The organism is Dinoroseobacter sp. S124A (assembly GCF_049801015.1).
GTDB lineage: Bacteria > Pseudomonadota > Alphaproteobacteria > Rhodobacterales > Rhodobacteraceae > Dinoroseobacter.
Genome location: NZ_JBNAGD010000007.1, coordinates 31,661 through 56,236, shown reverse-complemented (window position 1 = coordinate 56,236; position 24,576 = coordinate 31,661). Strand labels below are relative to the sequence as shown.

Sequence of the window (24,576 nt, the reverse complement as noted above, 5' to 3'; positions counted from 1 at the left end):
CCCCGGTCAGTGGACATGGACCGGCGACATCTCGTTCTGGCGGGCCAGCACGAAGGCCGTATCCCGGTCGGTCACCAGCGCGAGGCGCTCGCCCGTATCGGAATGGACGGCAAACAGCTCGGAGGCATCCTCGAGCTGGGCCTGCACATCCGCCGGAAGCTCGGCCATATCCACGGGGCGGACATAGACGATGGGCTGGCCATTCTGGGTCACGTCGTCGAAATCATGGGTCATTCGCTGCGGTCCTTCTTGTGGCTGGTTTTGGCGGGCGTGATCTGGATCGTCTGGACCACGGAATCGGGCACGTCGCGCTTGAGATCCACATGGAGCAGGCCGTTTTCCATGGTCGCGCCATTCACATCCACCCCATCGGCAAGCACGAAGCTGCGCTGGAACTGCCGCGTGGCGATCCCGCGATGGAGAAAGATCCGGCCTTCGCTGTCATCGCGCTGGCGCCCGCGGATCACGAGCTGGCGATCCTCGACCGTGATGGAAAGGTCCTCTTCCTCGAACCCGGCCAGCGCAAGGGTGATGCGATAGCGGTTCTCGGAGGATTGTTCGATATTATAGGGCGGGTAGCCGTCATTGCCGGATTTGGCCGTCCGTTCCACGAGCCGCTCGAGCTGATCAAAGCCGAGCAGGAACGGGTGGGCACCCAGGGTCATCTTCGTCATCGTGCTGTCCTTCGAAAAGCGACGTTCCGCGCGCGGCCCCTTCTGGCGACCGGCACTTGATTGAAATATGGGTGGCGCGGGGCCGTGCGACAAGTGTTCGGGGCCTGCCTGCGGCCAAAGGCCTTTCACGATTGGGGGAATCCCTTTACACCGGGGCCAAGTGAGTTGGAGTGACGGGTATGCATGGCACCGGTGAAATGAGCCGTGAAGAGGTGCTCAAGGTCGAGCTGGAGGTGCTGCGCTGCGAGCACCGGGATCTCGACGAGGCGATCCAGGCCCTGGCCGAGCGCCCGGCGCCCGATCAGCTGACCCTCAAGCGTCTCAAGAAGAAGAAACTGGCCCTGAAGGACCAGATCACCCGGATCGAAGACCAGCTCACCCCGGATATCATTGCATAAGGCCCCGAGCGGCCCCGGCGGCGCGTTGCCAAGCCCCGGCGCTTGGCTATAGTGCCGCTTCCCCAAGAGACGGAGAGGGATATGAGCGTGAGCGTTGGGATCATCATGGGCAGCCAGTCCGACTGGGCGACCATGCGCGCGGCGGCCACGCTGCTGGACGAGCTGGGCGTGGCCTATGAAACGCGGATCGTGAGCGCCCATCGCACGCCGGACCGGCTCTGGGAGTATGGCAAGACCGCCGCAGGGCGCGGGCTGAAGGCGATCATCGCCGGTGCGGGCGGCGCGGCTCATCTACCGGGCATGATGGCCTCCAAGACCCGGGTGCCGGTGATCGGCGTGCCGGTGCAGACCCGGGCACTATCCGGCGTCGACAGTCTTTATTCCATCGTCCAGATGCCCAAGGGCTTTCCCGTGGCCACCATGGCCATCGGCGAAGCGGGCGCGGCCAATGCCGCCCTGATGGCTGCGGCGATCCTCGCCAATGAAGACGCGGATCTGGCGGCGCGGCTGGATGAATGGCGCGCGGCGCTCTCGGCCTCGATCCCGGAGGTGCCGGTCGATGAGTGATCCCCTTCCCCCCGGTGCGGTGATCGGCATTCTCGGCGGTGGGCAACTCGGGCGCATGCTGTCCATGGCTGCGGCCCGGCTGGGCTTTCGCTGTCACATCTTCGAGCCCGGCGCCAATCCCCCCGCCGGTCAGGTGGCCGAAAAGGTCGTGACCGCTCCCTATGAGGATCTCGACGCCCTGCGCACCTTCGCCGAGGCCGTGAATGTGATCACTTATGAGTTCGAGAACATCCCCACCGAGGCGCTTGATGCGCTGGAGGCCCTGCGCCCGATCCATCCCGGCCGCATGGCCCTGGCCAAAAGCCAGGACCGGCTGGTCGAGAAGGCGTTCCTGCAGGGGCTCGGCCTGACCACTGCGCCTTTCGCGCCCGTGGACGATGCCGAGAGCCTGCGCGCTGCGCTGGCCGAGATCGGAGCGCCCGCGATCCTCAAGACCCGGCGGCTGGGCTATGACGGCAAGGGCCAGGCCCGGATCCAGAGCCCCGAGGAGGCCGACGCCGCGCTGGCGGCCATGGCCGGCGCGCCCGCGATCCTCGAAGGTTTCGTGAATTTCTCCCATGAGGTGTCGGTGATTGCCGCCCGGGGGCAGGACGGGGCCGTGGCCTGCTATGACCCGGGCGAGAACGTCCATCGCGACGGGATCCTCGCCACGACCACCGTCCCTGCCCGGCTGCGCCAGAGCCAGCGGATGGATGCGGTGATCCTTGCGGGTCAGATCCTGAACGCGCTGGACTATGTCGGCGTGATGGGGGTCGAGCTGTTCGTGACGCCGGGCGGGCTGGTGGTCAATGAGATCGCGCCGCGGGTCCACAACTCCGGCCACTGGACCCAGACCGGCTGTGTCGTGGACCAGTTCGAACAGCATATCCGCGCGGTGGCCGGCTGGCCCCTCGGGGACGGGCAGCGGCACGCGGATGTGGTGATGGAGAACCTGATCGGCGACGACATGGACAAGGTGCCCGCGCTGGCCGCCGAGCGCGATACCGCGCTCCATCTCTATGGCAAGGCCGAGACCCGCGCAGGCCGCAAGATGGGTCATGCGAACCGGCTGATCCGGCCCGAATAGCCACTGAAAGGGCTTGTTTCGGCAGGCTGCGACCCATCGCAGGGCGCGCCTGTGATGGGATGGCCCGCGCATCCCCGGTCGGACCCGCTGCTCCGCCATCACGCGTCTCAAGCTGCGCGGAGCGCGCGGTTTTTTGCACGGCGTTCCTCGGGCGAATCCGCGTCACGCGGGTCAGTTCAGGCGGCGTAACCCTACGCATCGGTCCCAAGAGGGCGGACTGAACCGCCGCCCGGGACGCTGTTTCGGCGGATCGAGCATCCGCGTTGCACGTTTACTTCGGCGGATTGAGCATCCGCCCGAGGGGTCGGCCGGCCAGAATATGAATGTGCAGATGGGGGACTTCCTGCACGCCGATCTCCTTGGCGTTGGAGATCAGACGGAACCCCTCGTCGCCCACGCCCAGCATCTCGCAGACCTTCGCGATGGTCCGCGTATAGTCGAGGATCTCGGCATCCGAGGCCTCGGCCGCGAAATGATCATAGGTGACGTAAGGCCCCTTGGGGATCACCAGCACATGGACCGGCGCCTGCGGATAGATGTCGTGGAAGGCCAACGTGTGCTCGGTCTCCAGCACGGTCTTGTTGGGCAGATCCCCGCGCAGGATTTTCGCAAAGATGTTCTCGGGGTCGTAGGTATGGGCCATGCCACTCCTCAATCGCTAAATAGGTGGTCGGACCGGGCGAGCGCCTCGGCCTGAGCCTCTGGAATGCCGAAGAACCCGGCGAGGGCCACGGCATTGCCATCGGCGGAATTCTGTTCGCTGATATAATAGACATCGCCGAAGCCCGCATCCCGTATCTGCTCGCGTTCCAGCGCGATCTCGGCGCGGATCGTCGGGACGGCCTGGTCCAGCACGCTCTGGGGCGAGTGATCTGCGGCAAGCCCGATGCGCTTGGCGTGGCCCACAAGATATCCGTCCGAGAAGTTGCAATCGATCACCAGAAGCCGCGTGGTGGCCCGGTCGGCAAAGAAATCCCGCATCAGATCCAGCGCGCTGGGATCGATACAGAGCGCCAGCCGGTCCGTCTCGAAACAGCTGTAGAGCAGGCGCACCACCGAGCGGCGGTGACGGTTGCGCTTGTCGAGCGTCTTGTCGAGACCGCCCAGATCCGGGAGCGCGCAGTCTTCTTCGTGAAAGGCGAAGGCCACCCCCTGCAGGTCCAGATCCTGCTGCGCCCGGGTCAGAAGCCGCTTGGCCACATGCCATTTCTTGCAGGCGATCAACAGCAGCTCGCGTTCGGGGCCCAGACTGCTCGCCGCTTCCCAGAAACGCGGGGCGTAGCGGTGGCCGATCCGCCCCTGCCCGGTGAGGAACCCGTGCAGGCGCTGCCCCTCGTTGGAGATCGCGAATGCGCGCCCGGTCTCGGACCAGAGCGCGCCCAGCCGGTCCTTGAGCTCCTGCGCCTCGGCGGAGATCTTGCGCGCAAAGAGCGCCTCCTGCCCCAGAAGCAGGTCGTGATGGTCGTTATAAAACGTCACCGGCATGCCATAATCCGAGAACATCAGGAAGGTCGGCGTGCGGCTCTCGATCTGCGGGTCCGGCACCAGGTGCCGGGTCAGGGTCTGGAAGAAGGTCTCATCCGGGATCCAGGTGGTCGCGAAGAACCGGAGCACCTCGGGCCGCGCCGCGCAGAAGGCTAGGATCGCCTCGATCGTGCTGCGGCGCAGGCACCACCATTGGGAGCCGATCTGCATGGTCAGATCCGCTGGCACCGGGCGGCGCAGACGCAAGGCCCGCTGCAGCGCGAGAGCGCCATAGAAGAGCCTGGGCTGGGTGCGCTCGTTGAACCAGTGGCGATAGCGCAGCCGGTCCTCTTTCATGCCCGTGCGGATCCAGCCGGAATTGAAGAAATCGACCGCCTCGATGTAGTCGCAATCGCGCCGGTCGAGGAAATCATGGGCGTATTCCGCCGATTTGGTCGGCATGCAATCGCCGGAGACCATGTAGAAATGGCTCGCATCGGGCCAGGCGGCCTCGGCCACGCGCACCGCCTCGAGCGTGGCGGCGACCAGCGACCATTCCCCCCAGCCGCATTTCAGACGACGTTCGGCAAACCGCACCTGCGGATTGTCCTGCAGGGCGGTCCGGATCGCGGCGAAATCCTCGGCCCTTGCCCGCGCATCGAAATGCACGGCAACATAATCCCCCTCGGAGGTCAGACGCCGTGCCTGGGCGATGATCGCGTCAGGGTCCTTGTGGCACAGAAGGATAAAGGCAATTCTTGCCAAGCCGTGCAGCCTCGTGTCAGCTTCGGGTCCGCACCCATAGACCGCGAAGAGTCTTTACAAATCAATGATACATTCATGATTTTGACGCATCCTCGCGCAAACGGACGGAGGAAAGATGGGATTTCCCGGGACCTGGATGACCGAAAGCGGCTCCATGATCTATCGCGTGGTGCCGAAATGCGCCTGCTCGACCATCGGGCAGATCATGTTCTATTCGGACAATGGCGCCTTCTTTGACGGCGACATCCATGACAGCAAGGACCGGCTGCACAAATGGGGGCAGGAGGCGAGCCGCCCGGCGATCGAGGCCGGGATCCGCGACCATGGCGGGCTGGTCTTCACCTGCGTGCGCAACCCCTACACCCGCATCCTGTCGGCGTTTTTCGACAAGATCGCCGGGATCCAGCGCAACGGAAACCGCTATCGGGGCAAGCTCGTCCCGATGCTGACCCAGCGCTACGGTGTGGATGTGGAAGGCGATTTCGACCAGATCGCGAGCTTCCGCCGCTTCCTGCTCTTTGCCCGGGACACGATCCGGTATCGCCGCCCGATGGATCCCGATATCCACTGGTCGGCCATGTCGGGCCATGTCTCGACGCTGGTGGCCAATGGCGGGCGCTATGACCGGGTGTTTTTCACCGAGCGGTTTCAGGACGGGATGCAGGATGTACTGGCGCAGGTCTCGACGCCCCATTCGGTGGATCTGGACACGATCCCGCGGTTCAACGAATCCGAGGGGCACGGCCCCAAGCGGCTCCACCCGGTAGAGGCGTATTTCGACGATCTGTCGATGCACCTGATGTACGAGATGTACAAACTGGATTTCGAGCTCTTTCATTACGAGTTCGAGAACCCGGCCAACAAGATGCCCCTGCGCGAGGTGGATCTGGACGAGGTGCATGCCAAGCTCGGTCCGCGCGCGGTGGCCTGAGCGCCTCCGGGCATGACAAGGGCATGAAAAAGGCCGCTCCGGATCCGGCGCGGCCTTCGCTGTTTCTGGCTCGGTGCCTCAGTCGCCCAGGGCGATGCCCTCGCGACGTGGATCGGCCGCGCCAAGCAGCCCGTCTCCGATGGTGATCACATGCAGGCCCGAGGTCAGGCCACGCGCGTTCATCTTGAAGCCCATGCCCTCAAGCGCGGGCAACAGATCCTCGGCGCTGGTCCCGGCCTCCACATCATAGGTGCCGAACCGGTTGACCAGATGCGGCAGGGCGACGGCCTGCTGCGGATCGAGCCCCCAGTCGAGTTGCGCGATGATCGTCTTGGCCACGTAACCGATGATCCGGCTGCCCCCGGGGGAGCCGATCACCATGCTCGGTGCGCCATCCTTCATCACGATGGTCGGCGACATCGACGAGCGTGGGCGCTTGCCCGGCTCCAGCCGGTTCGCGATGGGCACGCCCTCGCGATGGGTGCGGAAGGAGAAATCCGTCAGCTCATTGTTGAGCAGGAAGCCCCGCACCATGAGCCGCGAGCCGAAGCCGTTCTCGATGGTGGTCGTCATCGACAGCGCGTTGCCGTACTGATCCACGATGGAGATGTGAGAGGTCGAGGGCAGCTCGATGCTCTCATCATCGGCCCAGAGCAGCGCATGGTCGAATTCCGGGCTGCCGGGGCTGACGGTCTCGAGCGCGGCATCCGTGTCGAGCAGGGCCGCGCGCTCGGCCAGATAGGCGGGCGCCACCAGCCCCTGGGTCGGGACGGGGACATAATCGCTATCGGCCATGTAGCGGCCACGATCCGAGAAGGCGAGACGCGAGGCATCGCCGATCAGCCGCCAGGCTTCGGGGTTCTCGGCCCCGAGCGCCGACAGGTCATAGCTGTCGAGCATCCCGAGGATCTGCCCCACGGTCAGCGCCCCGCTGGAGGGCGGGCCCATCCCGCAAACCTCATGGGCGCGGTAGGTGGCGCAAACGGCGGGGCGTTCCTTGACCGTGTAGAGGTCGAGATCGGTCATCGAGAGCACACCGGGATTGCCCGGCGCGGTGCGGACCGTGGCCACGATATCCTCGGCAATCTCGCCGCCATAGAAGGCACCGACCCCCAGGGCCGCGATCTTGCGCAGCGTGTCCGCATAGGCCGGGTTGACCAGCCTGTCCCCTTCGGCAAGCGGGGTGCCGCCGGGCAGGAAGTAGTCCCGCGTGGCCGCAAAGCGCGAGAGCCGCTCGGCATCCCCGGCAACGAGCGTGGCGAGGCGCGGCGAGACCGGAAAGCCCCCATCGGCCAGCGCGATCGCCTCGGCAAAGAGCCCCGCCCAATCCTGCGTGCCCCACTGGGCGTGGGCCTCGGCCATGAGCGCGGGCGTGCCCGGCGTACCGACCGAGAGGCCGCCCACCACAGCATCAAAGAATTTCAGCGGCTCGCCCGCCTCGTCCTGAAAGAGCGTCGGCGTGGCCGCAAGCGGGGCGGTTTCGCGCCCATCGAGTGTGGTCAGCTCGCCGCTCTCTGCATCATACCAGACCAGGAAAGCGCCGCCGCCCAGCCCTGAGGATTGCGGTTCGACCAGCCCCAGCACCGCCTGCATGGCAACCATGGCATCGACGGCCGTGCCGCCTTCGGACAGCACCCGCGCCCCGGCCTCGACCGCATGGGGGTTGGCCGCGGCAACCATCCAGGTCTGGGCGGCCACCGGCGCACCTTCGGTCTTGGTGGCAAGCGCCGCGCGGGCGGCGTCGGACAGGCCCGAGAACGGGCCCGCCGCGCTGGCCGCTTCGGGCGCGACGCTGTCGGCGGCCTCCTGCGCGAAAGCACCCCCGCCGGTCAGGGCGATCAGGGTCGCAAGCGTGATGTATCTGGTCATGATGTCCTCCCACTACCTGCCGCATGGTAGCGACTTTCCACGGACTGGAAACAGGGGACTGCGCCGGAGCAGCGCTTAAGCGGCAAGAAGCTGTTAACCAAAAATTTGCCTCTGGCCCTTAGGCCAAAGACATGGAGATCGCGTCGCTATGGTTGTGAACGAATGCCCGAGCCCCGGCTCAGGGCCATTTCGCCTCGGGCGGCAGGCTCATGAGGACCGCAGTCGCGTCATGGCCGGTCTCGAGCCCGAATTTCGTCCCGCGATCATAGACCAGGTTATACTCGGCATAGAGACCGCGATGGACAAGCTGCGCCTCTTTGTCGGCATCGGTCCAGGGCAGGTTCCGATTGCGTTCCGTCACCGGCAGGAAGGCCGGCAGGAACGCGCGCCCGACATCCTGGGTGAAGGCGAAATCAGCCTCCCAGTCGCCGGTATTCCGGTCATCATAGAAGATCCCGCCGACGCCCCGCGCGCGCCCGCGATGGGGGACGAAGAAATACTCATCCGCCCATTCCTTGTACTTGGGATAGAGCGCGGCATCATGCTTGTCACAATAGGTCTTCAGCACGTTGTGGAATTCTGCCGTGTCGGCCTCTTTCTCGATACAGGGGTTGAGGTCCGAGCCGCCGCCGAACCACCAGGTCTGCGGGGTCCAGAACATGCGGGTGTTCATGTGCACGGCCGGGCTGTGGGGGTTGCGCATATGGGCCACGAGGCTGATGCCCGACGCCCAGAAGCGCGGATCGGTGTCCATCCCCGGCACACCCTTGCGCGCGGCCATGGCGGCCTGGGCGCGGGGCGCAAGCTCGCCATAGACCGTCGAGATATTGACCCCGACCTTCTCGAAGACACGTCCGCCGCGCATCACGCTCATCAGACCGCCACCGGCATCGGACCCATCCTCGGAGGCACGGCTGGTCTCGCGCACATCGAAGCGCCCGGCGGGCAGATCCGCGAAAGGTCCGTCGGTCTGCGTGTCCTCAAGCCCTTCGAATGCGGCGACAATCTCGTCGCGCAGAGTGCGGAACCAGGACGAGGCACGGGCCTTGCGCTCGGTGAAGTCTTCGGTCATTTGGGTCTCCTTCGTCTGACCTTCTGGCTAGCAGTTTTGCCCGCGACTGTCAGGACCCAATGACAGTTCGTGTGTCTCTTTTCCTGCTCGCAGCCCTGTCTGCTTGCGCCATTCCGGACGAGGATGTGTGCTTTACCGTCGCGACGCGCGAACTGGTCACGGTCTACTCGCTTATCGCGGAAGCAGAGGATTCGGCGCTGCGGGGGTATCGGCTCGAGGAGGACACATGGGTCGATATCGATGTGAGCGATTGCTACGCGACCCTGTCCCCGCGCACCATCTGTACGAACCAGTTCGAGACGCGGCGGGATCGCCCCGTCGCGGTCGACGAAGATCAGCAGCGCAAGATCGCCGCGGACCTGCGCGAGCGCCTCCCCGGCCTCAAGGAACGGGCACGGCGCGACTACAATACCTGTATGATCAGTGCGCGGGCTCAGTGACCGGGTCGAGCAGGGTGCGCCCCCCATCAATGGTGATGATCTGACCGGTCACGAAACCTGACCCGGCCGAGGCGAGATACTGCACCGCGTCGGCCACTTCCGAGGATTTCGCGATCCGCGACATGGGCGTACAATCGAGGATCTCGCCCCGCAGGGCCTTGTTGTCCTTGAGCACGTCCTTGAGGCTGGCGCTCATCACGCTGCCGAAGGCCACCGCATTCACCCGGATGCGATGCTCGGCCAGGGCCACGGCCATGGATCGGGTCATCTGGTCCAGCGCGGCCGAGGCGACCGAATAGCCCAGAAGCTGCGCGTGGGTCTGGCGCGCGGCGATGGAGGACAGGTTGACGATGGCCCCTGCCGGAACCTCGTCATCGCCATCGGCCTCGACCTGCTTGATCATCCGCTTCGCCACGAGCTGACTGAGGCGCAGCGCGGTCATCAGGTTCTGCTCCAGCATGGGCGCGACATTGTCTTCATCCGGGTCGAGCGGGTCCGACACCATCATCTGACGGCTGGCATTCACCAGGATATCCACCCGGTCGAAGGCGTCGATCGTGGCAGAGAGCAGGTTCGCCTGGGTCAGCCGCTCGCGCAGATCGCCCGCGTAATACCGCGCCGCGCCATCCTGCTCGCTGGCCTTGCCGACTTCGTCCTCGAGCCGCGCCTCGTCACGATCGGCGAACATCACATTCGCCCCGTGGTCCACGAATTGGCGCGCGATAGCGAGGCCAACCCCGTTGGCCGCCCCGGTGACGATGGCGGTTTTTCCGGAAATAGAGAAGGACATACGTCGTCTCCGATATCATGAAAGGGGGATCAGCTGCGGCGCGCGGCGCCCGGTTGGCGCGGTTTGCGCGCAAGCACGATTTTGTAGCCTTGCGCCTCGGTTACGGTCTCTGCCTCGGCAAAGCACTCTGCGAGCGTGTGCTCATAGGGCAAATGACGGTTTGCCACAAGGGCGAGCACCCCGCCGGGCTTGAGCAGCCGTGCCGCCGTACGCAGGAACATCTGGCCCAGAGCCGGGTCCGCCTTGCGCGACGTGTGAAAGGGCGGGTTGCACAGGATCGCGTCATAGCGCTTGCCCGGGGCGAAGACCGCGGCGTCCTCCCACAGAAAGCGCGCGCGCGGATCGTCGATATTGCGGCGGGCCGCCTCGAGCGCGTCATACTCGGCCTCCACCAGATCGACGCCCGTTACCTCCGGGCGCTGCAGGGCCGTCTTGGCGAGATACCCCCACCCGGCCCCGAAATCGAGCAGGTCGCCCCGGATGCCGGCCGGCAGGTGATCGGCCAGCAGCGCCGAGCCCGCATCCACCGCCCCGGCAGAGAACCCCGACAAGGCGGTTTCCCAGCCCTCGGGCGCAGTGGGGGATGGCACGAGCCCGTCCAGCGCGGGGACCGGGTCCGGCACATGCCCCCAGAGGATCTTGCCATGGGCCTTGGCGTCGCTGTCCAGATCCGGCAGCAGCGGTTTGGCCGCCTTGATCAGACTGTCGATCCCGTCGGTTTTCTGGCCATCGATCACGATCAGCCCGCCCGGGCCGGTGCGCGTGATCGCCTCGGCCAGCAGGGCCTTGGCGTGGTCCTTGGCCCGCGGCACCCAGAGATAGGCCGCCGCAAAGGCGCCCTCGGCCCCGGGCTGCACCTCATACCCGGCGCGGTCCCATGCGGTGAATTCCGGGCGGAACCCATGAACCACCTGCGTCCGATCCGGCGGCAAGCCATCGGTACCGGCAGGCGGGCGCAGGGCAAGGATCCGGCCCTCGGGCCAGTCGAAATAGGCGCGATCCAGCGCGAGCGAGAGACGTTGAACGGGCATAGGCAACGCGGAGCCGCGTTATTCCTTTTCCATGGTGCATTGCAGCGGGTGCTGGTGCCGCCGCGCAAAATCCATAACCTGCGCGACCTTGGTCTCGGCGATCTCGTAGGAAAAGACACCGACCACGGCGAGGCCTTTCTTGTGCACGGTCAACATCAGCTCGACCGCCTGACCATGGGTCATGCCGAAAAACCGCTCGAGCACATGCACCACGAACTCCATCGGCGTGTAGTCGTCATTCAAGATCATGACCTTGTAGAGCGGAGGTTTCTCCGTCTTGGTCCGTGTCTTGGTGATGACGCTCGTGTCATCCTTCGGCGTGCCGGGATCATCGGACATGGCTATCGGGGTGTATCCTGTCATTCGCAACCGCTCTGGTCATGCGCGTTCCCGTGGCAATATAAGCCCTGTGACCGGTCTGAAAAGAGCAAGGCGCCGGGAATGGCGGACAAAAGGGTCGCGCCGGGGACGCTCCGGTCCGGTTGAAGGCAGGCAAAATGACGAAATTAACCACGATTGCGTTCGATGCGGATGACACGCTTTGGCAGAACGAACAGTTCTTTCGTCTCACGCAGGATCGATTCGCAGACCTTCTGGCGGAGTATGTAGAGCGCGATCACCTTCATGAGCGCCTCTTGGAGGCAGAGCGACGCAATCTGGGCCATTACGGATTCGGGATCAAAGGGTTCGTTCTGTCGATGATCGAGACCGCGCTGGATGTCACAGACCGGCGGGTGCCGGGGGCGGTGATTTCCGAATTGCTGGAGGCCGGGCAGGAGATGCTGCGCCATCCGATCCACCTGATGCCCGAGGCGGCCGAGACCATCGCCGCCCTATCGGGCCAGTACCGGCTGGTGGTGATCACCAAGGGGGATCTGCTGGATCAGGAGCGCAAGCTGGCGCAATCGGGGCTCGGCGAGCTCTTTGATGCGGTCGAGATCGTCTCGGACAAAACCCCCGACACCTATACCCGCGCCTTTGCCGCCGACCCCCATGGACCCGCCGGGGCGATGATGGTCGGCAACTCGCTGAAGTCCGATGTGATCCCGGCCATCGCGGCGGGGGCCTACGGGGTGCATGTCCCCCATGACCTGACCTGGGAGCTGGAGCACGCCGCGCCGCCGGTTGAGTCTCACCGCTTCCACGAGGTGCCCGATCTGGGCGCGCTGCTGCCCCTGATCGACCGGCTGATTGCCTAGGCGCTATGGGGCGCGGCTCGGACAGACCCAAGATATGGGATTCCGACCGCTAAAATCCTCCAGAAAATTAACCCAAAAATCGTTCCTCGCACGGGCCTTACGTGCTATCCTTCAAGCATACAAAAACGCGGTGCATCCAATGAGGCGCACCCAGAGGCAGCAATTAGGATCGAGCAGACATGGCACGCCATAGCCTAGAAGGATTCCGTTTAATCGCGGTCGTTCTCCTGTGCCTAGCAGCACATTTGGGCGCCAAACCCGCATCCGCCGCGCCCTATGCGGCGATGGTGATGGACGCCCGCACCGGGGAGGTTCTGCATTCGCGCAACGCGGATACGCGCCTGCACCCGGCCTCCCTGACAAAGATGATGACGCTCTATATCGCGTTCGAGGCCGTGCGCCTCGGCGAGATCGGGCTGGACACCAAGGTCCGCGTCTCGAAAAAGGCCGCCGCCGAAGTGCCCTCGAAAATCGGCCTGCGCGCGGGCCAGAAGATCGCGTTGCGCTACCTGATCCGGGCCTCGGCGGTGAAATCCGCCAATGATGCGGCCACGGCGATCGGCGAGGCGATTTCGGGATCCGAGGCGGCCTTTGCCCGGCGCATGAACCGCACGGCCAAAGCGCTCGGCATGAGCCGGACGACCTTCAAGAATGCCCATGGCCTGACCGAGGACGGGCATCTGTCCACCGCGCGAGACATGACCATTCTGGGGCGGCACCTCTTTTATGACTATCCCGAATACTACAACCTGTTCTCGCGCCGCTCGACCAACACGACCATGGGCACGGTGAACAACACCAACCGGCGGCTTTTGAACGCCTATCGCGGCGCGGACGGGATCAAGACCGGCTACACGCGGGCGGCGGGGTTCAACCTCGTGGCCAGCGCCGAGCGCGGACAGGAGCGGATCATCGCGACCGTGTTTGGCGGGCGCTCCACGGCGACGCGGAATGCGCGGGTGGCCGAGCTGCTCGACATGGGGTTCCAGCGCGCGCCGACCCATGCCTCCGTGCGCAAGCCCGCCCTGCCCCGCTATGACACAGCGGTGGCCTCGGTCAAACGCAGCAGCACCCAGCTCGCCAAGAGCCCGCGCCCGGCGGCTCGCCCGCTGCGCGGGGCGACGCCGGATCAGAGCGGCGAAGCGTTGATCGCCATGCTCACACCGTCGGTGAAAGAGGCGGTCGCGGGCACCACGGCCAGCCTGGCTGCGGTGGAAAGCGACACCGCTGAAGCCGCGGCAGAGGCCGCGCCCGAGCCGGTGACCACGGCCATGGCCTCCCTCGTGCCGCAGCAGCTGGGCTTTGCCAGCGTGCCCAAGGCGCAAGGCGCGGCGGCCGCGGCGATGCCCGCCCTGGCCAAGCCCCTGCCCATCCCCGAGCCGCGCCGCTTTGCGGATGTAGGCCCGGAAACGGAGCCGGAGGTGGTGACCCGCGTCTCGACCTCGGGCGGGCGGCAATGGGGGATCCATATCGGTTCGTACACGACACGCTATCAGGCCGAGCGCGTCCTTCTGAAGATCGCGCTGAAAGAGACCGGCACGCTGGATCAGGCGCTGCGCAAGGTGTCTCAGCGGGGCGGCAAGTTCGACGCGAATTTCGTCGGCCTGACCGAAGAGACCGCCGCCATGGCCTGCCGCCGCCTGTCGGCGCAGAACGTGCCCTGCGACCCGGTCAGCCCGACCTCCTAGGATTTCGGCTTGTCGTCGAACTCGTCGGACAGAATGCGATTGGCGTCCCCCTCGGGGTCGTCAAACTGGCGCGCCTTGACCATCCAGAAGAACCCGGCGAGGCCCAGCCCCCCAAGGGTCAGTGAGATCGGGATGAGGTAGCTCAGGATCTCCATGGCTCAACGGACCCGAAGCGCGTTGAGGCTGACCGAGATCGACGAGAGCGACATGGCCAGCGCCGCGGCCAGCGGCGTCGCAAGACCCGCGATGGCGAGCGGGACCGCGATCACGTTATAGACTGTCGAAATCGAGAAGTTCTGCCGGATGAGCCGCGTGGACTTGCGCGCAGTCTCGAAGGCATCGCCCAGCGGGGCGAGGTCCTTGCCCAGCAGCACCACATCCGAGGCCACCCGCGCCGCATCCAGCGCACTGGCCGGCGAGATCGAGACATGAGCCGCGGTCAGCGCCGCCGTGTCATTGAGCCCATCGCCCACCATGAGCACCCGGTGCCCGGCCTCCGACAGGGCCGCGATATCGGCCGCCTTGTCTTCGGGACGGCAGCTGGCCTGCCAGTCGTCGATGCCAAGCTCCGCCGCGATCCGCGCCACGGGGGCGGCGGCATCCCCGGAAAGGAGCTTGATCGCCAGACCGCGCGCCCGCAAAGCCTCCACCGCCTCGGCGGCTCCGGGGCGCAGGGCATCGGCGAATTCGAAGGCCACCGGGTCCGCCTGACCGACACGCAGCCATGTGGCGGTCACGTCCCGCGCCTGTGCGCCGACCCAGTCGGCGCGCCCGAGGCGCACGTGTTGGCCCTGCCACCGGGCCTCGATCCCGTGGCCGGGCACCTCGCGCAGCTCCTCCAACCCGGGCGCGTCAGCGCTAGGCGCGTGAGCGGCGAGCGCCTGGGCCAGGGGATGGGCAGACCCGCGCGCGAGGCTTGCCGCCAGCGCCATGGTCTCTGCCGGGATCGCATCGGCATTTTGCAACACGGGCTGGCCCAGGGTCAGGGTTCCGGTCTTGTCGAACACCACCGTATCGACCTCGGCCAACCGCTCGAGCGCCGTGCCGCTCTTGATCAACAGCCCGCGCCGGAAGAGCCGCCCGGACGCAGCGGTCACAACCGCAGGCACCGCAAGACCCAGCGCACAGGGACAGGTGATGATCAGAACCGCACTGGCGATATTCAGCGACAGGCGCAGATCCGAGGAATAGAGCAGCCAGCCCAACCCGGTCAGCGCCGCGAGGATATGCACGCCCGGCGCATAGAGCGCTGCGGCCTTGTCGGCGAGCGAGGTGTAGCGCGAGCGCGCGTTCTCGGCCACCGCGACCAGTTCGGCCATCCGGTGGAGCGAGCTGTCCTCCCCCGCCGCGGTCACCCGCAGGGTCAGCACACCGGTCAGGTTCATCTCCCCCGCCGAGACCACCGTGTCGGGACGGGCCTGCACCGGCAGGGTCTCTCCGGTCAAAAGCGAGCGGTCGAGTTCGGAGACACCCTCGGCAATCACGCCATCCGTGGGGATGCGCGCCCCGGGTGTCACCCGGATCAGGTCCCCGACGGCAAGCTCGGCAATCGCGGTCTGCACCTCGGTGCCGCCCACAAGCTTCGTGGCGCGGGGCACTTCGAGGGCGGCAAGCTCTTGCGCGGCCGAGCGCGCCGAGGCGCGTGTGCGAAAGTCGAGATACCGCCCCGCCAGCAGGAAGAAGGTCAGCGACACGGCCGCATCGAAATAGGCGTGATCGCCGGAATGGGCGGTCTCATAAAGGGACATCCCGACCGCCAGCAGGACCGCCAGCGAAATCGGCACGTCCATGTTCAGCCGCCCGCCGCGCAGCGCCGCCCAGGCGCTGGCAAAGAAGGGCTGGCCGCAGAACCCCACCGCCGGGATCGCAATCGCCGCCGAGATCCAGTGGAACATGTCCCGCGTTGCGGCCTCGGCCCCGGACCATACCGCCACGGAAAGCAGCATGATGTTCATCATGGCAAACCCCGCCACGGCGAGCCGCATCAGAAGCTCGCGCGCCGGGCGGTCGGCCTCGGCATTGCCGAGCTGGCCGGGATCGAGCTCATAGGCCTCGAACCCCGCCTGGGTCAGGCGCGCGGTCAGAGCCTCGGCAGAGGTCACCCCCTCCTCGATCTCGACCTGGGCGCGTTTCAGGGTCAGGTTGACCCGCGCCGCGCGCACGCCCGGGGTCTCATGGAGCAACCGCTCCACCCCGGTGATGCAGGCGGCGCAATGGATCTTGGGCAGGCTGAGCACAACCCCGCCCCGCACGTCCCGGCTGCCGAGGCTTTCGGCCAGCGGGGCGGCGGCGCAGGCCGGGCAGGCGGAGGCGCCCCCGGGGCTCAGGCTATCTGCGCTCAGATCCGACATCTCAACCTTTGACGTAGAAGATCATGCGTTGCTTGAACTCGGTGCCATCCTCGGCCCGGGCCACCAGCCGGATGTTCCAGTTCCCGCCATCGAGCGAGACCGGCGCGACATAATCCCGCCCGGTCCAGCGGAAGGCGGGTGTCTGATCGTCCCGCACATGGGTCGAGCGCCCGAGGGTGACATCCACCAGTTCGGCCCGGATCGGCGCGCCCTCGGCATCGGTGAAGACCAGATGCAGCGCCCCATCTTCAAGCCGCACGTCGGTGGTCCAGCCCAGCGCCTCCTGCGCGGCGCGGTCGTCGTCGAATTTCTGGCTGGCGACATAGCTGTTGCTGACCTCGAGCCCGGGGAAGGTGCCGACCGCGTTCACGGCCATGGTCACGTTGACGGCGATGATGATCCCGAACGCCCCGACCATGATCATCAGCATATGGCGACCGGTGAATTCCTTTTCCTGCGTCTTGCTCATTTGCTTCCCTTTCCGTTGAACACGGTGTCCTTGTAGGCACGCTCGCCCGATGTGAAATCCTCGACCCAGAGCCGGAACTCGGTCCGGTCGCTTTCGGCAGCCTGCGAGCCGTTGGGCCCGACCACATAGACCCGCTGAAGCTGCGTGCTGTCGGCGGGCACGGTGACCCAGAGGCCGTCGCTCCCTTCCAGATCGATCTGCAGGCTCTGGCCCGCCGCATCCTCGGCCTCGATCGCAAGATCGAAGCGGCGGTCCTCGCCATGCTTGTTGAGCAGGCGCACCTCATAGGTGTTGCGGATGTCGCCATTCGAGAGGGTCACGAAGGTCGGGTTACGGATCGGCGCCACGGTCAATTCGATATCCGACCGCAGGAACAGCGCCACCGTCAGGCCAACCCCGACCCCGGCCCAGAGCACGGTATAGAGGATCGTGCGCGGGCGCAGGATATGCGCCCAAGGGTGCTTGCCCTTGCCGCCCGCGCGTTCGGTCGGCTCGTCTGACAGCGCCATGTAGTCGACCAACCCGCGCGGCTTGCCGATCTTGGCCATGATGTCGTCGCAGGCATCGATGCAGAGCCCGCAGGTGATGCACTCCATCTGCTGACCGTTGCGGATGTCGATCCCCATAGGGCAGACATTCACGCAGGCCATGCAGTCGATGCAGTCGCCCTTTTCGGCGGCGTCCTCGGATTTGCGGTGCTTGCCACGGGGCTCGCCACGCCAGTCGCGATACCCGATGGTGATCGTATCCTCGTCCATCATCGCCGCCTGCACACGCGGCCAGGGGCAGGCATAGATGCAGATCTGCTCGCGCATGAACCCGCCAAAAACGAAGGTCGTGGCCGTCAGGATCGCGATGGTCGTATAGGCCACGGGATGGGCGCTGAAGGTCAGCAGATCCACCAGCAGCGTGGGCGCATCGGTGAAATAGAACACCCAGGCCCCGCCGGTCGCCACGGCGATCAGCAACCAGGTGACCCATTTGGTCACCCGCAGCCGAACCTTGCGCGCATCCCATTTCTGGCGATGCAGGCGCAGGCGGTTGTTGCGGTCGCCCTCGATCCAGCGCTCGACCAGAATGAACAGGTCCGTCCATACGGTCTGCGGGCAGGCATAGCCGCACCAGACCCGGCCCATGGCCGAAGTAAAGAGGAACAGGCCAAGCCCGGCCATGATCAACAGGCCAGCCACGAAATAGAACTCATGGGGCCAGATCTCGATGATGAAGAAGTAGAAACGGCGGTTGGCAAGATCCACCAGAACCGCCTGATCCGGCAGGTTCGGCCCGCGATCCCAGCGGATCCACGGGGTAATGTAATAGATCCCAAGGGTGAACAGCATGATCCACCACTTCAGGGAGCGGAACGTCCCTTTGACACGGCGCGGAAAGATCGGTTCCCGCGCGGCATAGAGAGATTTGGGTTCCTCGACGGATGACACAGAGCGACTCCTGACACGTAAAGCTTAGTGTAGCATTTGGATTTTTTACCGGGGCTCTACATTGACCTGAGTCAAATCCAGCCAGCCGATTGCGTCCATCGGGCACTGTGACGCGCAGACCCGAGGTCACCCTCCGGAGCCGCGGAACGCCCGAAAAAACAGGGTTAAGGCCGGGGAAACACACCGCCTCGCAGCGCTTGGTGGCTTTGGCGGCGGGCCCGCCCCCTCCCCTTGCGACAAAACAACACCGCCCCCCAGATTTGCGCGAACAGGCTGGGAGGCGGTGCCGGGGCCGAGCCGCCGCGCGGCGGCTCAGGTATGGTATTGCAGGTCGGGGTTACTCGCCCCCGCCCAGCTGGTGCACATAGGTCGCCACAGCGGCCACATCGGCCTCGGACAACCGGTCGATCCAGCTCGGCATCACGCCAAAGCGGGAATAGCGCACGGTGTGTTCGATGGTTTCCGCATCGCCCCCATAGAGCCAGATGGCATCCGTGAGGTTCGGCGCACCGCCATAGATATCGCCGGTGCCATCATCCATGTGACAGGCCGCGCAATTGTCGAGGAACACGGTCTCGCCCGCAGCAACCAGGGTTTCGTCCGTGGCCGTCCCGGAGAAGTTCATGACATATTGCACCACCGAGGCGATCTCGTCGTCCGACAGGATCTCATCGAAAGCGGTCATCTCCGAATAGCGCGCATCCAGGTCATTCTCGTTACGAATGCCATGGGCAATCGTCAGCTGAATATCCTCGATCGTGCCGCCCCAGAGCCAGTCATTGTCCAGCAGGTTCGGGTAGCCAACCGCCCCCGCCGCACCGGAGCCGTGACACTGGGAACACCAGGACCGGAACACCGCCGCACCACCGGACACCGCATAGCGATAGAGCTCGTCGTTCTCCGCCAGCGTCGTCAGATCGGCCGAGGCCAGCATCGCGTCGAGCTCGGCATTCGCCGTGTCGAAGGCGGCGATCTCCTGGGCCACCTCGGCCCGGGTGGAGAAGCCCAGCAGACCCGGGGTCGCCCCCTTGATCAGCGGCCAGGCCGGATAGGCGATGGTATAGAGCACGCCCCACACGATGGTCGCGTAGAAGGTCCACAGCCACCAGCGCGGCATCGGGTTATCGTATTCCTCGATCCCATCCCAGGAATGGCCGGTTGTCGGCACGTCCTGCTTGTCTTCGGGTTTTTTACTCATAGCCGCGCCTCCTGGTACTGGGCGATCCGTTCGCTGACCTCAGGCAGGCCAGCGGATCGGGCCGCGGCGGGTTTGTCTTCGTAACGAAACGGGATGTTGGCCACGTCCTTGTGGGTGTTCTTGCTCCCCGGACGCAGGGCCCAGAGGACCACCACGATGAAGAAGCTGAACAGGAACAGCAGCATCCAGCTATCTGCGAACTGCCGCAGGATCGAATAGGTATCTTCCATATCACTGTCTCCTAGCGGCTGGCATCGGCTTCGAAGGTCGAGAAGTCGACCAGCGTTCCGAGCATTTGCAGATACGCCACCAGCGCATCCATTTCGGTCAGCTCAGGCTGGCCGTCGAAGTTGCGGGTCTGCGCCTTGGGATAGCGGGCGACGAGGTCGTCCCAGTCTCCGTCCGGATCAGCCTGCACGGTGAAGTCGGCCCGGGCGGATGCAAGCATCTCGTCCGTATAGGGCACGCCCACCATCTTATGGGCCTTCAGCAGATCGCCGATGTATTTGCCGTCCAGTTCGCGATCCATGAGGAAGGCGTATTTCGGCATCACCGATTCCGGCACCACCGACTGCGGATCCATCAGGTGATCCACATGCCAGTCATCCGAGTAGCGACCGCCCACACGGGCGAGGTCCGGCCCCGTCCGCTTGGAACCCCACTGGAACGGGTGGTCATACATGGACTCGGCCGCGAGGCTGTAATGCCCATAGCGTTCCACCTCGTCGCGCATCGGCCGGATCATCTGGGAGTGGCAGACATAGCAACCCTCCCGGATGTAGATCTCCCGCCCCTGCAGCTCCAGCGGGGAGTAGGGGCGCATGCCGTCCACTTCCTCGATGGTGTTCTCCAGGTAGAAGAGCGGTGCGATCTCGACGATGCCGCCGATGGTGACCACGAGGAAGCTGAAGACCAGCAACAGCGTGGCGTTCTTTTCGAGGACCTTGTGCTTTTCAAGAATAGCCATTTGTCAGTCCCTCCTTATTCAGCGGGGGCTGCGAGCGGGGCGGAAGCTTTCTTCGCTTCGCCACGGGACACAGTCCACCAAAGGTTGAGGCACATGATGATCGCGCCAGCCAGGTACAGAACCCCGCCCAGACCACGGACCACATACATCGGGAACTTCGCGGAAACGGTGTCTGCAAAGGAGTTCACGAGGAAGCCCTGCGCATCCACTTCGCGCCACATCAGGCCCTCCATGATGCCGGTGACCCACATGGCCGAGGCGTAGAGAACGATGCCGATCGTGGCGAGCCAGAAGTGCCAAGACACCATGGACAGGCTGTAGAGCTTCTCACGGTTCCACAGGCGCGGCACCAGGAAGTACAGAGCCCCGAAGGTGATCATGCCGTTCCAGCCAAGCGCGCCGGAATGCACGTGACCGATGGTCCAGTCCGTGTAGTGGCTCAGCGAGTTCACGGCGCGGATCGACATCATCGGACCTTCGAAGGTCGACATGCCGTAAAAGCCGATCGAGATCACCATCATCCGGATCACCGGGTCGGTGCGCAGCTTGTCCCAGGCGCCCGAGAGCGTCATCAGACCGTTGATCATGCCACCCCAGCTCGGCATCCACAGGATGATCGAGAACACCATGCCGAGGGTCGAGGCCCAGTCCGGCAGCGCGGTGTAATGCAGGTGGTGCGGACCCGCCCAGATATACAGGAAGATCAGGGCCCAGAAGTGAATGATCGAAAGCTTGTAGCTGAAGACCGGGCGTTCGGCCTGTTTCGGCACGAAGTAATACATCATGCCCAGGAAGCCCGCCGTCAGGAAGAAGCCCACCGCGTTATGGCCGTACCACCATTGCGTCATGGCGTCCTGCACCCCGGCAAAGAGCTGCACCGAACGCGAGCCAAAGATCGAGACCGGCAGGGACAGGTTGTTCACCACATGCAGCATCGCAACGGTGACGATGAAGCTCAGCAGGAACCAGTTCGCCACGTAGATATGCTTTTCCTTGCGGGTCATGACCGTGCCGAGGAAGACCGCCAGATAGGCCACCCAGACCACGGTCAGCCACAGGTCCACATACCATTCAGGCTCGGCATATTCCTTGGACTGGGTCGCGCCCAGAAGGTAGCCCGTGGCTGCCAGCACGATAAAAAGGTTGTAGCCCCAGAATACGAACCACGCGAGATTGCCGCCCCAGAGGCGCGACGCGGAGGTGCGCTGTACGATGTAGAAGGAGGTGCAGATCAGGGCGTTGCCGCCAAACGCAAAAATCACCGCACTGGTGTGCAGCGGTCTCAGGCGCCCGAAATTCGCGTATCCTTCGGCCCAGGCGAAATTGAGCGAGGGGAAGGCCAGCTGAAACGCGATGAACGTCCCGGCCAGGAATCCCACAACGCCCCAAAAGGCCGTGGCCACGACGCCGTAGCGCACAACGTCGTCCATGTATTCACTTGTATCGATTGTCTTCGGCTCGTCGACGCGACGCACCTGCCAGAGAAACATTCCCCCGGCGATCACCATGATCAAGACAGCGTGGACCTGATAGGCCAGATCGCGGGCGTAGTTGGCAGCGATAGCTGCCGCCAGAGCGACCAGACCAAGCAGTACGATTTTAACGTAATCCCACATTGATCGTCCCTTCGTTAATCCGTTCGTGTGACCGACTCGCGGGACACTTCGGTGTTAATTATGGGATTTACATGCGGGTTATGCCGGAGCGGATCCTTGATCCATGTCAAAGATCCCGAGCGGACGCCAAAAGAAGTCGCATCCGCCGCAATAAGTCGCATATCTGACAGTCTTGGTGTCTGATTTTATTGACATTCTCGAGGTGATTTTCCGCCACTTCCGGGGGTGTTAGCGCCCCCATGCGACATCGTTTCCGCAACCGGTTGCCCGCTATGCACAGAGGGCAAATTGACGGGGATCAAGCGCGCGATACACTTGAAAAGGTCAGATTTCAGCGTTTTGAACAGGCCGAACCGGGGTCGAAACGCGCCGTGTCAGACCAGCGGGCCGCCATCGGAATCATCGCCTGTTTCGTCCAGAAGGCGGTTGAAATCCGGGATCGTGACCTCGCGTTTGCCGCGCAGGGCGATCACCCCGTCCCGCTTCAGGGCAGAGACCTGGCGGCTCACCGTCTCAAGGGTCAGACCGAGATAATCGGCCATGGCCTCGCGAGTCATAGGCAGCTCGAAGGTAAAGGACGAGGCATGATCATGCTGGGCAATCGCCGCGTTCCGGCGGGCGATGATGGCAATCAGGCTGGCGATCTTCTCGCGCGCGGTCTTGCGCCCGAGCAGCAGCATCCACTCCCGCGCCGCATCCAGCTCGTCCAGGGTCATCTCCAGCAGGCGCTGCGCGACATGGGGGGTCGAGTTCATCATCTGCTCGAACGGGCCGCGACGGAAGCAGCAGAGCGTGACCTTGGTGCTCGCCGTTACATCGTAGGGCGCATAGCGACGACCGGGCCGTCCCATGAAATCCGACGGCAACAACAGCCCCACCATCTGGCGGCGGCCATCCTCCATCGTCTGGCTCAGAGACGCGATTCCATCCACGACGGAGGCCACGAAATTCAGCTCATCCCCGGACCACACAATGGTCTGTCCCGCCTCGAAATCACGATAGTATTTCATGCTCTCGAGCAGCTCGAGCTCGTCGGTTTCACACCGCGCGCAGACCGCCCGATGCCGGATCGGGCAATCGGAACAATCCTTATTCAGTTGAATGGTTTGGCTGGTCGCCGTCATAGATTGATCTGGGTCAAGGACGCGGGAAGGTCGGTAGCTCATCCTAGGGGAATGGACACCAAAACGCAACTTTCGCGCTTGGGCCTTTTTGACGCTCGCGTTCCGCGGTACACCAGCTACCCCACGGCGACGCATTTTTCGAAAACGGTCTCGGCAGCGCACTTCACCGATTGGGTCTCCGGCATTGCGCCGGGCACCGAGATCTCGCTCTATGCGCATGTTCCGTTTTGTCGGCGCCTGTGCTGGTTCTGCGCCTGCAGGACCCAGGGCACGCAAAATGACGAGCCCGTGCGCGCCTATGTCGAGACGCTCAAGGCCGAAATCGCGATGCTCCGGCAGGCCCTGCCCGAGGGGGTACGCCTGTCCCGGATCCACTGGGGTGGCGGCACGCCAACCCTGCTGAAACCGGACATGATGCGCGATTTGGCCGCGGCCATGTTCGACGTGGCACCGCGCACGGAGACGGCCGAGTTCTCGGTCGAGATCGATCCGAACGAGATTGACGAGGCCCGGCTCGACGCGCTGGCCGCTGCGGGGATGAACCGCGCCTCCATCGGGGTGCAGGATTTCGACCCCGAAATCCAGAAGGCGATCGGCCGGGAGCAAAGCTTCGAGGTGACCGAGGCGACGGTGCTGGGCCTTCGGGCGCGCGGCATCCTGAGCCTGAACACCGATATCCTCTACGGTCTGCCTTTCCAGACCGGTGCCAAGATCACCGACTCGGTGCAAAAGCTGCTGTCACTGCAGCCCGACCGTGTCGCGCTCTATGGCTATGCCCATGTGCCCTGGATGGCGCGGCGGCAGAACCTGATCCCGAATGAGGCCCTGCCGACCCCCGAAGCCCGGCTGGAGCTCTTTGATACCGCGCGGCGGCTGTTCCGCTGGGACAATTACGCCGAGATCGGCATCGACCATTTCGCCCATGCCTCGGACGGGCTGGCGCGGGCGGCGCAGGACGGCAAGCTGCGCCGGAACTTCCAGGGCTACACGGATGATACGGCCTCGGTTCTGATCGGGCTCGGCGCCTCTGCGATCTCGCGGTTCCCGCAAGGCTATGCGCAGAACGCCAGCGGCACGGCCCAGTACCAGAAAGCCATCCGCGCCGGGCAATTCGCCACGGCCCGGGGCCACGGCTTTGCCGGGGACGACCTGCTCCGGGCGCGGATGATCGAGATGGTCATGTGCGATTTCCGGATCGACGGGAAAGCGCTTTTGCAGGAATTCGCCGTGACCGAGGCCCGGCTGTGGGAGATGTTCCAGAACGCCGTCGATCAGTTCGAGGGCATGGTCCTCGCAGATCGCGAGCGGCTCACCCTGACCGTTCCGCAACGGGCGCAGCCCCTGACACGGATGATCGCGCGCGCCTTCGACGGCTACGAGGCCCCTGCGGGCAGCCACTCGATCGCGACCTGATACGAGGGACGGGCGCTCCTCCCTGCCCGAGCCCTCGCGACCGGC

The 24,576-nt window shown here is 64.8% G+C and carries 26 protein-coding genes; 8 read left to right on the top strand and 18 right to left on the bottom strand.

The features are described from left to right. Window positions 1–6: 6 nt before the first annotated feature. On the bottom strand, window positions 7–234 hold the full coding sequence (locus ACP15I_RS16925; RefSeq protein WP_424965477.1) for a DUF1150 family protein: 228 nt from the start codon (window positions 232–234) through the stop codon (window positions 7–9). Further along, window positions 231–674: an Hsp20 family protein gene (locus ACP15I_RS16920; RefSeq protein ID WP_424975984.1), complete on the bottom strand. Its 444-nt coding sequence runs from the start codon at window positions 672–674 to the stop codon at window positions 231–233. The genes ACP15I_RS16925 and ACP15I_RS16920 overlap by 4 nt, the downstream gene beginning before the upstream one ends. Before the next feature lie 179 nt (window positions 675–853). Here ACP15I_RS16920 and ACP15I_RS16915 point away from each other — a divergent pair, with 179 nt between their 5' ends. From ACP15I_RS16915 to ACP15I_RS16905, 3 genes are all read left to right on the top strand, one after another. After that, complete coding sequence (locus ACP15I_RS16915) at window positions 854–1,072, top strand: YdcH family protein (protein WP_424965475.1); 219 nt, start codon at window positions 854–856, stop codon at window positions 1,070–1,072. A gap of 81 nt (window positions 1,073–1,153) precedes the next feature. Further along, window positions 1,154–1,639, top strand: a complete 486-nt coding sequence (purE, locus tag ACP15I_RS16910; protein WP_424975983.1) for a 5-(carboxyamino)imidazole ribonucleotide mutase — start codon at window positions 1,154–1,156, stop codon at window positions 1,637–1,639. Next, on the top strand, window positions 1,632–2,705 hold the full coding sequence (locus ACP15I_RS16905; RefSeq protein WP_424975982.1) for a 5-(carboxyamino)imidazole ribonucleotide synthase: 1,074 nt from the start codon (window positions 1,632–1,634) through the stop codon (window positions 2,703–2,705). The genes purE and ACP15I_RS16905 overlap by 8 nt, the downstream gene beginning before the upstream one ends. Window positions 2,706–2,976: 271 nt before the next feature. Here ACP15I_RS16905 and ACP15I_RS16900 read toward each other — a convergent pair whose 3' ends face one another. Together ACP15I_RS16900 and ACP15I_RS16895 are read right to left on the bottom strand one after the other, a co-directional pair. Beyond that, the gene (locus ACP15I_RS16900; RefSeq protein ID WP_424965472.1) at window positions 2,977–3,348 is read right to left on the bottom strand and encodes an HIT domain-containing protein; all 372 of its coding nucleotides are present in this window, start codon (window positions 3,346–3,348) and stop codon (window positions 2,977–2,979) included. A gap of 8 nt (window positions 3,349–3,356) precedes the next feature. Then, window positions 3,357–4,934 (bottom strand): DUF5928 domain-containing protein, encoded by a 1,578-nt coding sequence (locus tag ACP15I_RS16895; protein WP_424975981.1) that lies wholly within the window; start codon window positions 4,932–4,934, stop codon window positions 3,357–3,359. Between the two features lie 115 nt (window positions 4,935–5,049). Here ACP15I_RS16895 and ACP15I_RS16890 point away from each other — a divergent pair, with 115 nt between their 5' ends. After that, entirely contained in the window at window positions 5,050–5,865 is an 816-nt protein-coding gene (locus ACP15I_RS16890; RefSeq protein ID WP_424975980.1) for a sulfotransferase family protein, read from the top strand. A gap of 78 nt (window positions 5,866–5,943) precedes the next feature. Here the strand turns inward: ACP15I_RS16890 and ggt are convergent, their stop codons facing one another. Both ggt and hemF read right to left on the bottom strand, forming a co-directional pair. Next, the gene (gene ggt, locus ACP15I_RS16885; protein WP_424975979.1) at window positions 5,944–7,734 is read right to left on the bottom strand and encodes a gamma-glutamyltransferase; all 1,791 of its coding nucleotides are present in this window, start codon (window positions 7,732–7,734) and stop codon (window positions 5,944–5,946) included. 178 nt (window positions 7,735–7,912) lie between these two features. Next, window positions 7,913–8,806, bottom strand: a complete 894-nt coding sequence (gene hemF, locus ACP15I_RS16880; RefSeq protein ID WP_424975978.1) for an oxygen-dependent coproporphyrinogen oxidase — start codon at window positions 8,804–8,806, stop codon at window positions 7,913–7,915. A 59-nt stretch (window positions 8,807–8,865) separates the two neighbouring features. Here hemF and ACP15I_RS16875 point away from each other — a divergent pair, with 59 nt between their 5' ends. Further along, entirely contained in the window at window positions 8,866–9,246 is a 381-nt protein-coding gene (locus tag ACP15I_RS16875) for a hypothetical protein (RefSeq protein ID WP_424975977.1), read from the top strand. On the opposite strand, the gene ACP15I_RS16870 is transcribed toward ACP15I_RS16875, so the two are convergent. From ACP15I_RS16870 to clpS, 3 genes are read right to left on the bottom strand one after another with little or no spacing between them, the layout of a single operon-like run. Next, window positions 9,227–10,036, bottom strand: coding sequence for an SDR family NAD(P)-dependent oxidoreductase (locus tag ACP15I_RS16870; protein ID WP_424965466.1), 810 nt, complete (start codon window positions 10,034–10,036; stop codon window positions 9,227–9,229). The genes ACP15I_RS16875 and ACP15I_RS16870 overlap by 20 nt on opposite strands. 29 nt (window positions 10,037–10,065) lie before the next feature. After that, a complete protein-coding gene (locus ACP15I_RS16865; protein WP_424975976.1) occupies window positions 10,066–11,067 on the bottom strand; it encodes a methyltransferase in 1,002 nt (333 codons plus the stop codon). A gap of 18 nt (window positions 11,068–11,085) precedes the next feature. Beyond that, window positions 11,086–11,406 (bottom strand): ATP-dependent Clp protease adapter ClpS, encoded by a 321-nt coding sequence (gene clpS / locus ACP15I_RS16860; RefSeq protein ID WP_424966018.1) that lies wholly within the window; start codon window positions 11,404–11,406, stop codon window positions 11,086–11,088. 158 nt (window positions 11,407–11,564) lie between these two features. On the opposite strand from clpS, the gene ACP15I_RS16855 reads away from it, so the two are divergent. Both ACP15I_RS16855 and ACP15I_RS16850 read left to right on the top strand, forming a co-directional pair. Next, window positions 11,565–12,266 (top strand): HAD family hydrolase, encoded by a 702-nt coding sequence (locus ACP15I_RS16855; RefSeq protein ID WP_424975975.1) that lies wholly within the window; start codon window positions 11,565–11,567, stop codon window positions 12,264–12,266. A 179-nt stretch (window positions 12,267–12,445) separates the two neighbouring features. Next, complete coding sequence (locus tag ACP15I_RS16850; protein WP_424975974.1) at window positions 12,446–13,954, top strand: D-alanyl-D-alanine carboxypeptidase family protein; 1,509 nt, start codon at window positions 12,446–12,448, stop codon at window positions 13,952–13,954. Here ACP15I_RS16850 and ccoS read toward each other — a convergent pair. The 9 genes from ccoS to fnrL form a co-directional block, all read right to left on the bottom strand. Beyond that, a complete protein-coding gene (gene ccoS, locus ACP15I_RS16845; RefSeq protein ID WP_424965462.1) occupies window positions 13,951–14,109 on the bottom strand; it encodes a cbb3-type cytochrome oxidase assembly protein CcoS in 159 nt (52 codons plus the stop codon). The two genes, ACP15I_RS16850 and ccoS, sit on opposite strands and share 4 nt — an antisense overlap. A 3-nt stretch (window positions 14,110–14,112) precedes the next feature. After that, on the bottom strand, window positions 14,113–16,305 hold the full coding sequence (locus ACP15I_RS16840) for a heavy metal translocating P-type ATPase (RefSeq protein ID WP_424975973.1): 2,193 nt from the start codon (window positions 16,303–16,305) through the stop codon (window positions 14,113–14,115). A gap of 1 nt (window position 16,306) precedes the next feature. After that, complete coding sequence (locus ACP15I_RS16835; protein WP_424965460.1) at window positions 16,307–16,774, bottom strand: FixH family protein; 468 nt, start codon at window positions 16,772–16,774, stop codon at window positions 16,307–16,309. Beyond that, complete coding sequence (ccoG, locus tag ACP15I_RS16830) at window positions 16,771–18,213, bottom strand: cytochrome c oxidase accessory protein CcoG (protein WP_424965459.1); 1,443 nt, start codon at window positions 18,211–18,213, stop codon at window positions 16,771–16,773. Before ccoG ends, ACP15I_RS16835 begins: the two co-directional genes overlap by 4 nt. 337 nt (window positions 18,214–18,550) lie before the next feature. Next, window positions 18,551–19,411, bottom strand: coding sequence for a cytochrome-c oxidase, cbb3-type subunit III (gene ccoP / locus ACP15I_RS16825; protein ID WP_424965458.1), 861 nt, complete (start codon window positions 19,409–19,411; stop codon window positions 18,551–18,553). Next, window positions 19,408–19,641, bottom strand: coding sequence for a cbb3-type cytochrome oxidase subunit 3 (locus tag ACP15I_RS16820; protein WP_424965457.1), 234 nt, complete (start codon window positions 19,639–19,641; stop codon window positions 19,408–19,410). The genes ccoP and ACP15I_RS16820 overlap by 4 nt, the downstream gene beginning before the upstream one ends. An 11-nt stretch (window positions 19,642–19,652) precedes the next feature. Then, window positions 19,653–20,378, bottom strand: a complete 726-nt coding sequence (gene ccoO / locus ACP15I_RS16815; RefSeq protein ID WP_424965456.1) for a cytochrome-c oxidase, cbb3-type subunit II — start codon at window positions 20,376–20,378, stop codon at window positions 19,653–19,655. Window positions 20,379–20,392: 14 nt separating this feature from the next. After that, the gene (ccoN, locus tag ACP15I_RS16810; RefSeq protein WP_424965455.1) at window positions 20,393–21,994 is read right to left on the bottom strand and encodes a cytochrome-c oxidase, cbb3-type subunit I; all 1,602 of its coding nucleotides are present in this window, start codon (window positions 21,992–21,994) and stop codon (window positions 20,393–20,395) included. Window positions 21,995–22,368: 374 nt separating this feature from the next. Beyond that, a complete protein-coding gene (gene fnrL, locus ACP15I_RS16805; RefSeq protein WP_424965454.1) occupies window positions 22,369–23,118 on the bottom strand; it encodes a transcriptional regulator FnrL in 750 nt (249 codons plus the stop codon). A 51-nt stretch (window positions 23,119–23,169) separates the two neighbouring features. Here fnrL and hemN point away from each other — a divergent pair, with 51 nt between their 5' ends. After that, the gene (hemN, locus tag ACP15I_RS16800) at window positions 23,170–24,531 is read left to right on the top strand and encodes an oxygen-independent coproporphyrinogen III oxidase (protein WP_424965453.1); all 1,362 of its coding nucleotides are present in this window, start codon (window positions 23,170–23,172) and stop codon (window positions 24,529–24,531) included. Window positions 24,532–24,576 lie beyond the last annotated feature (45 nt).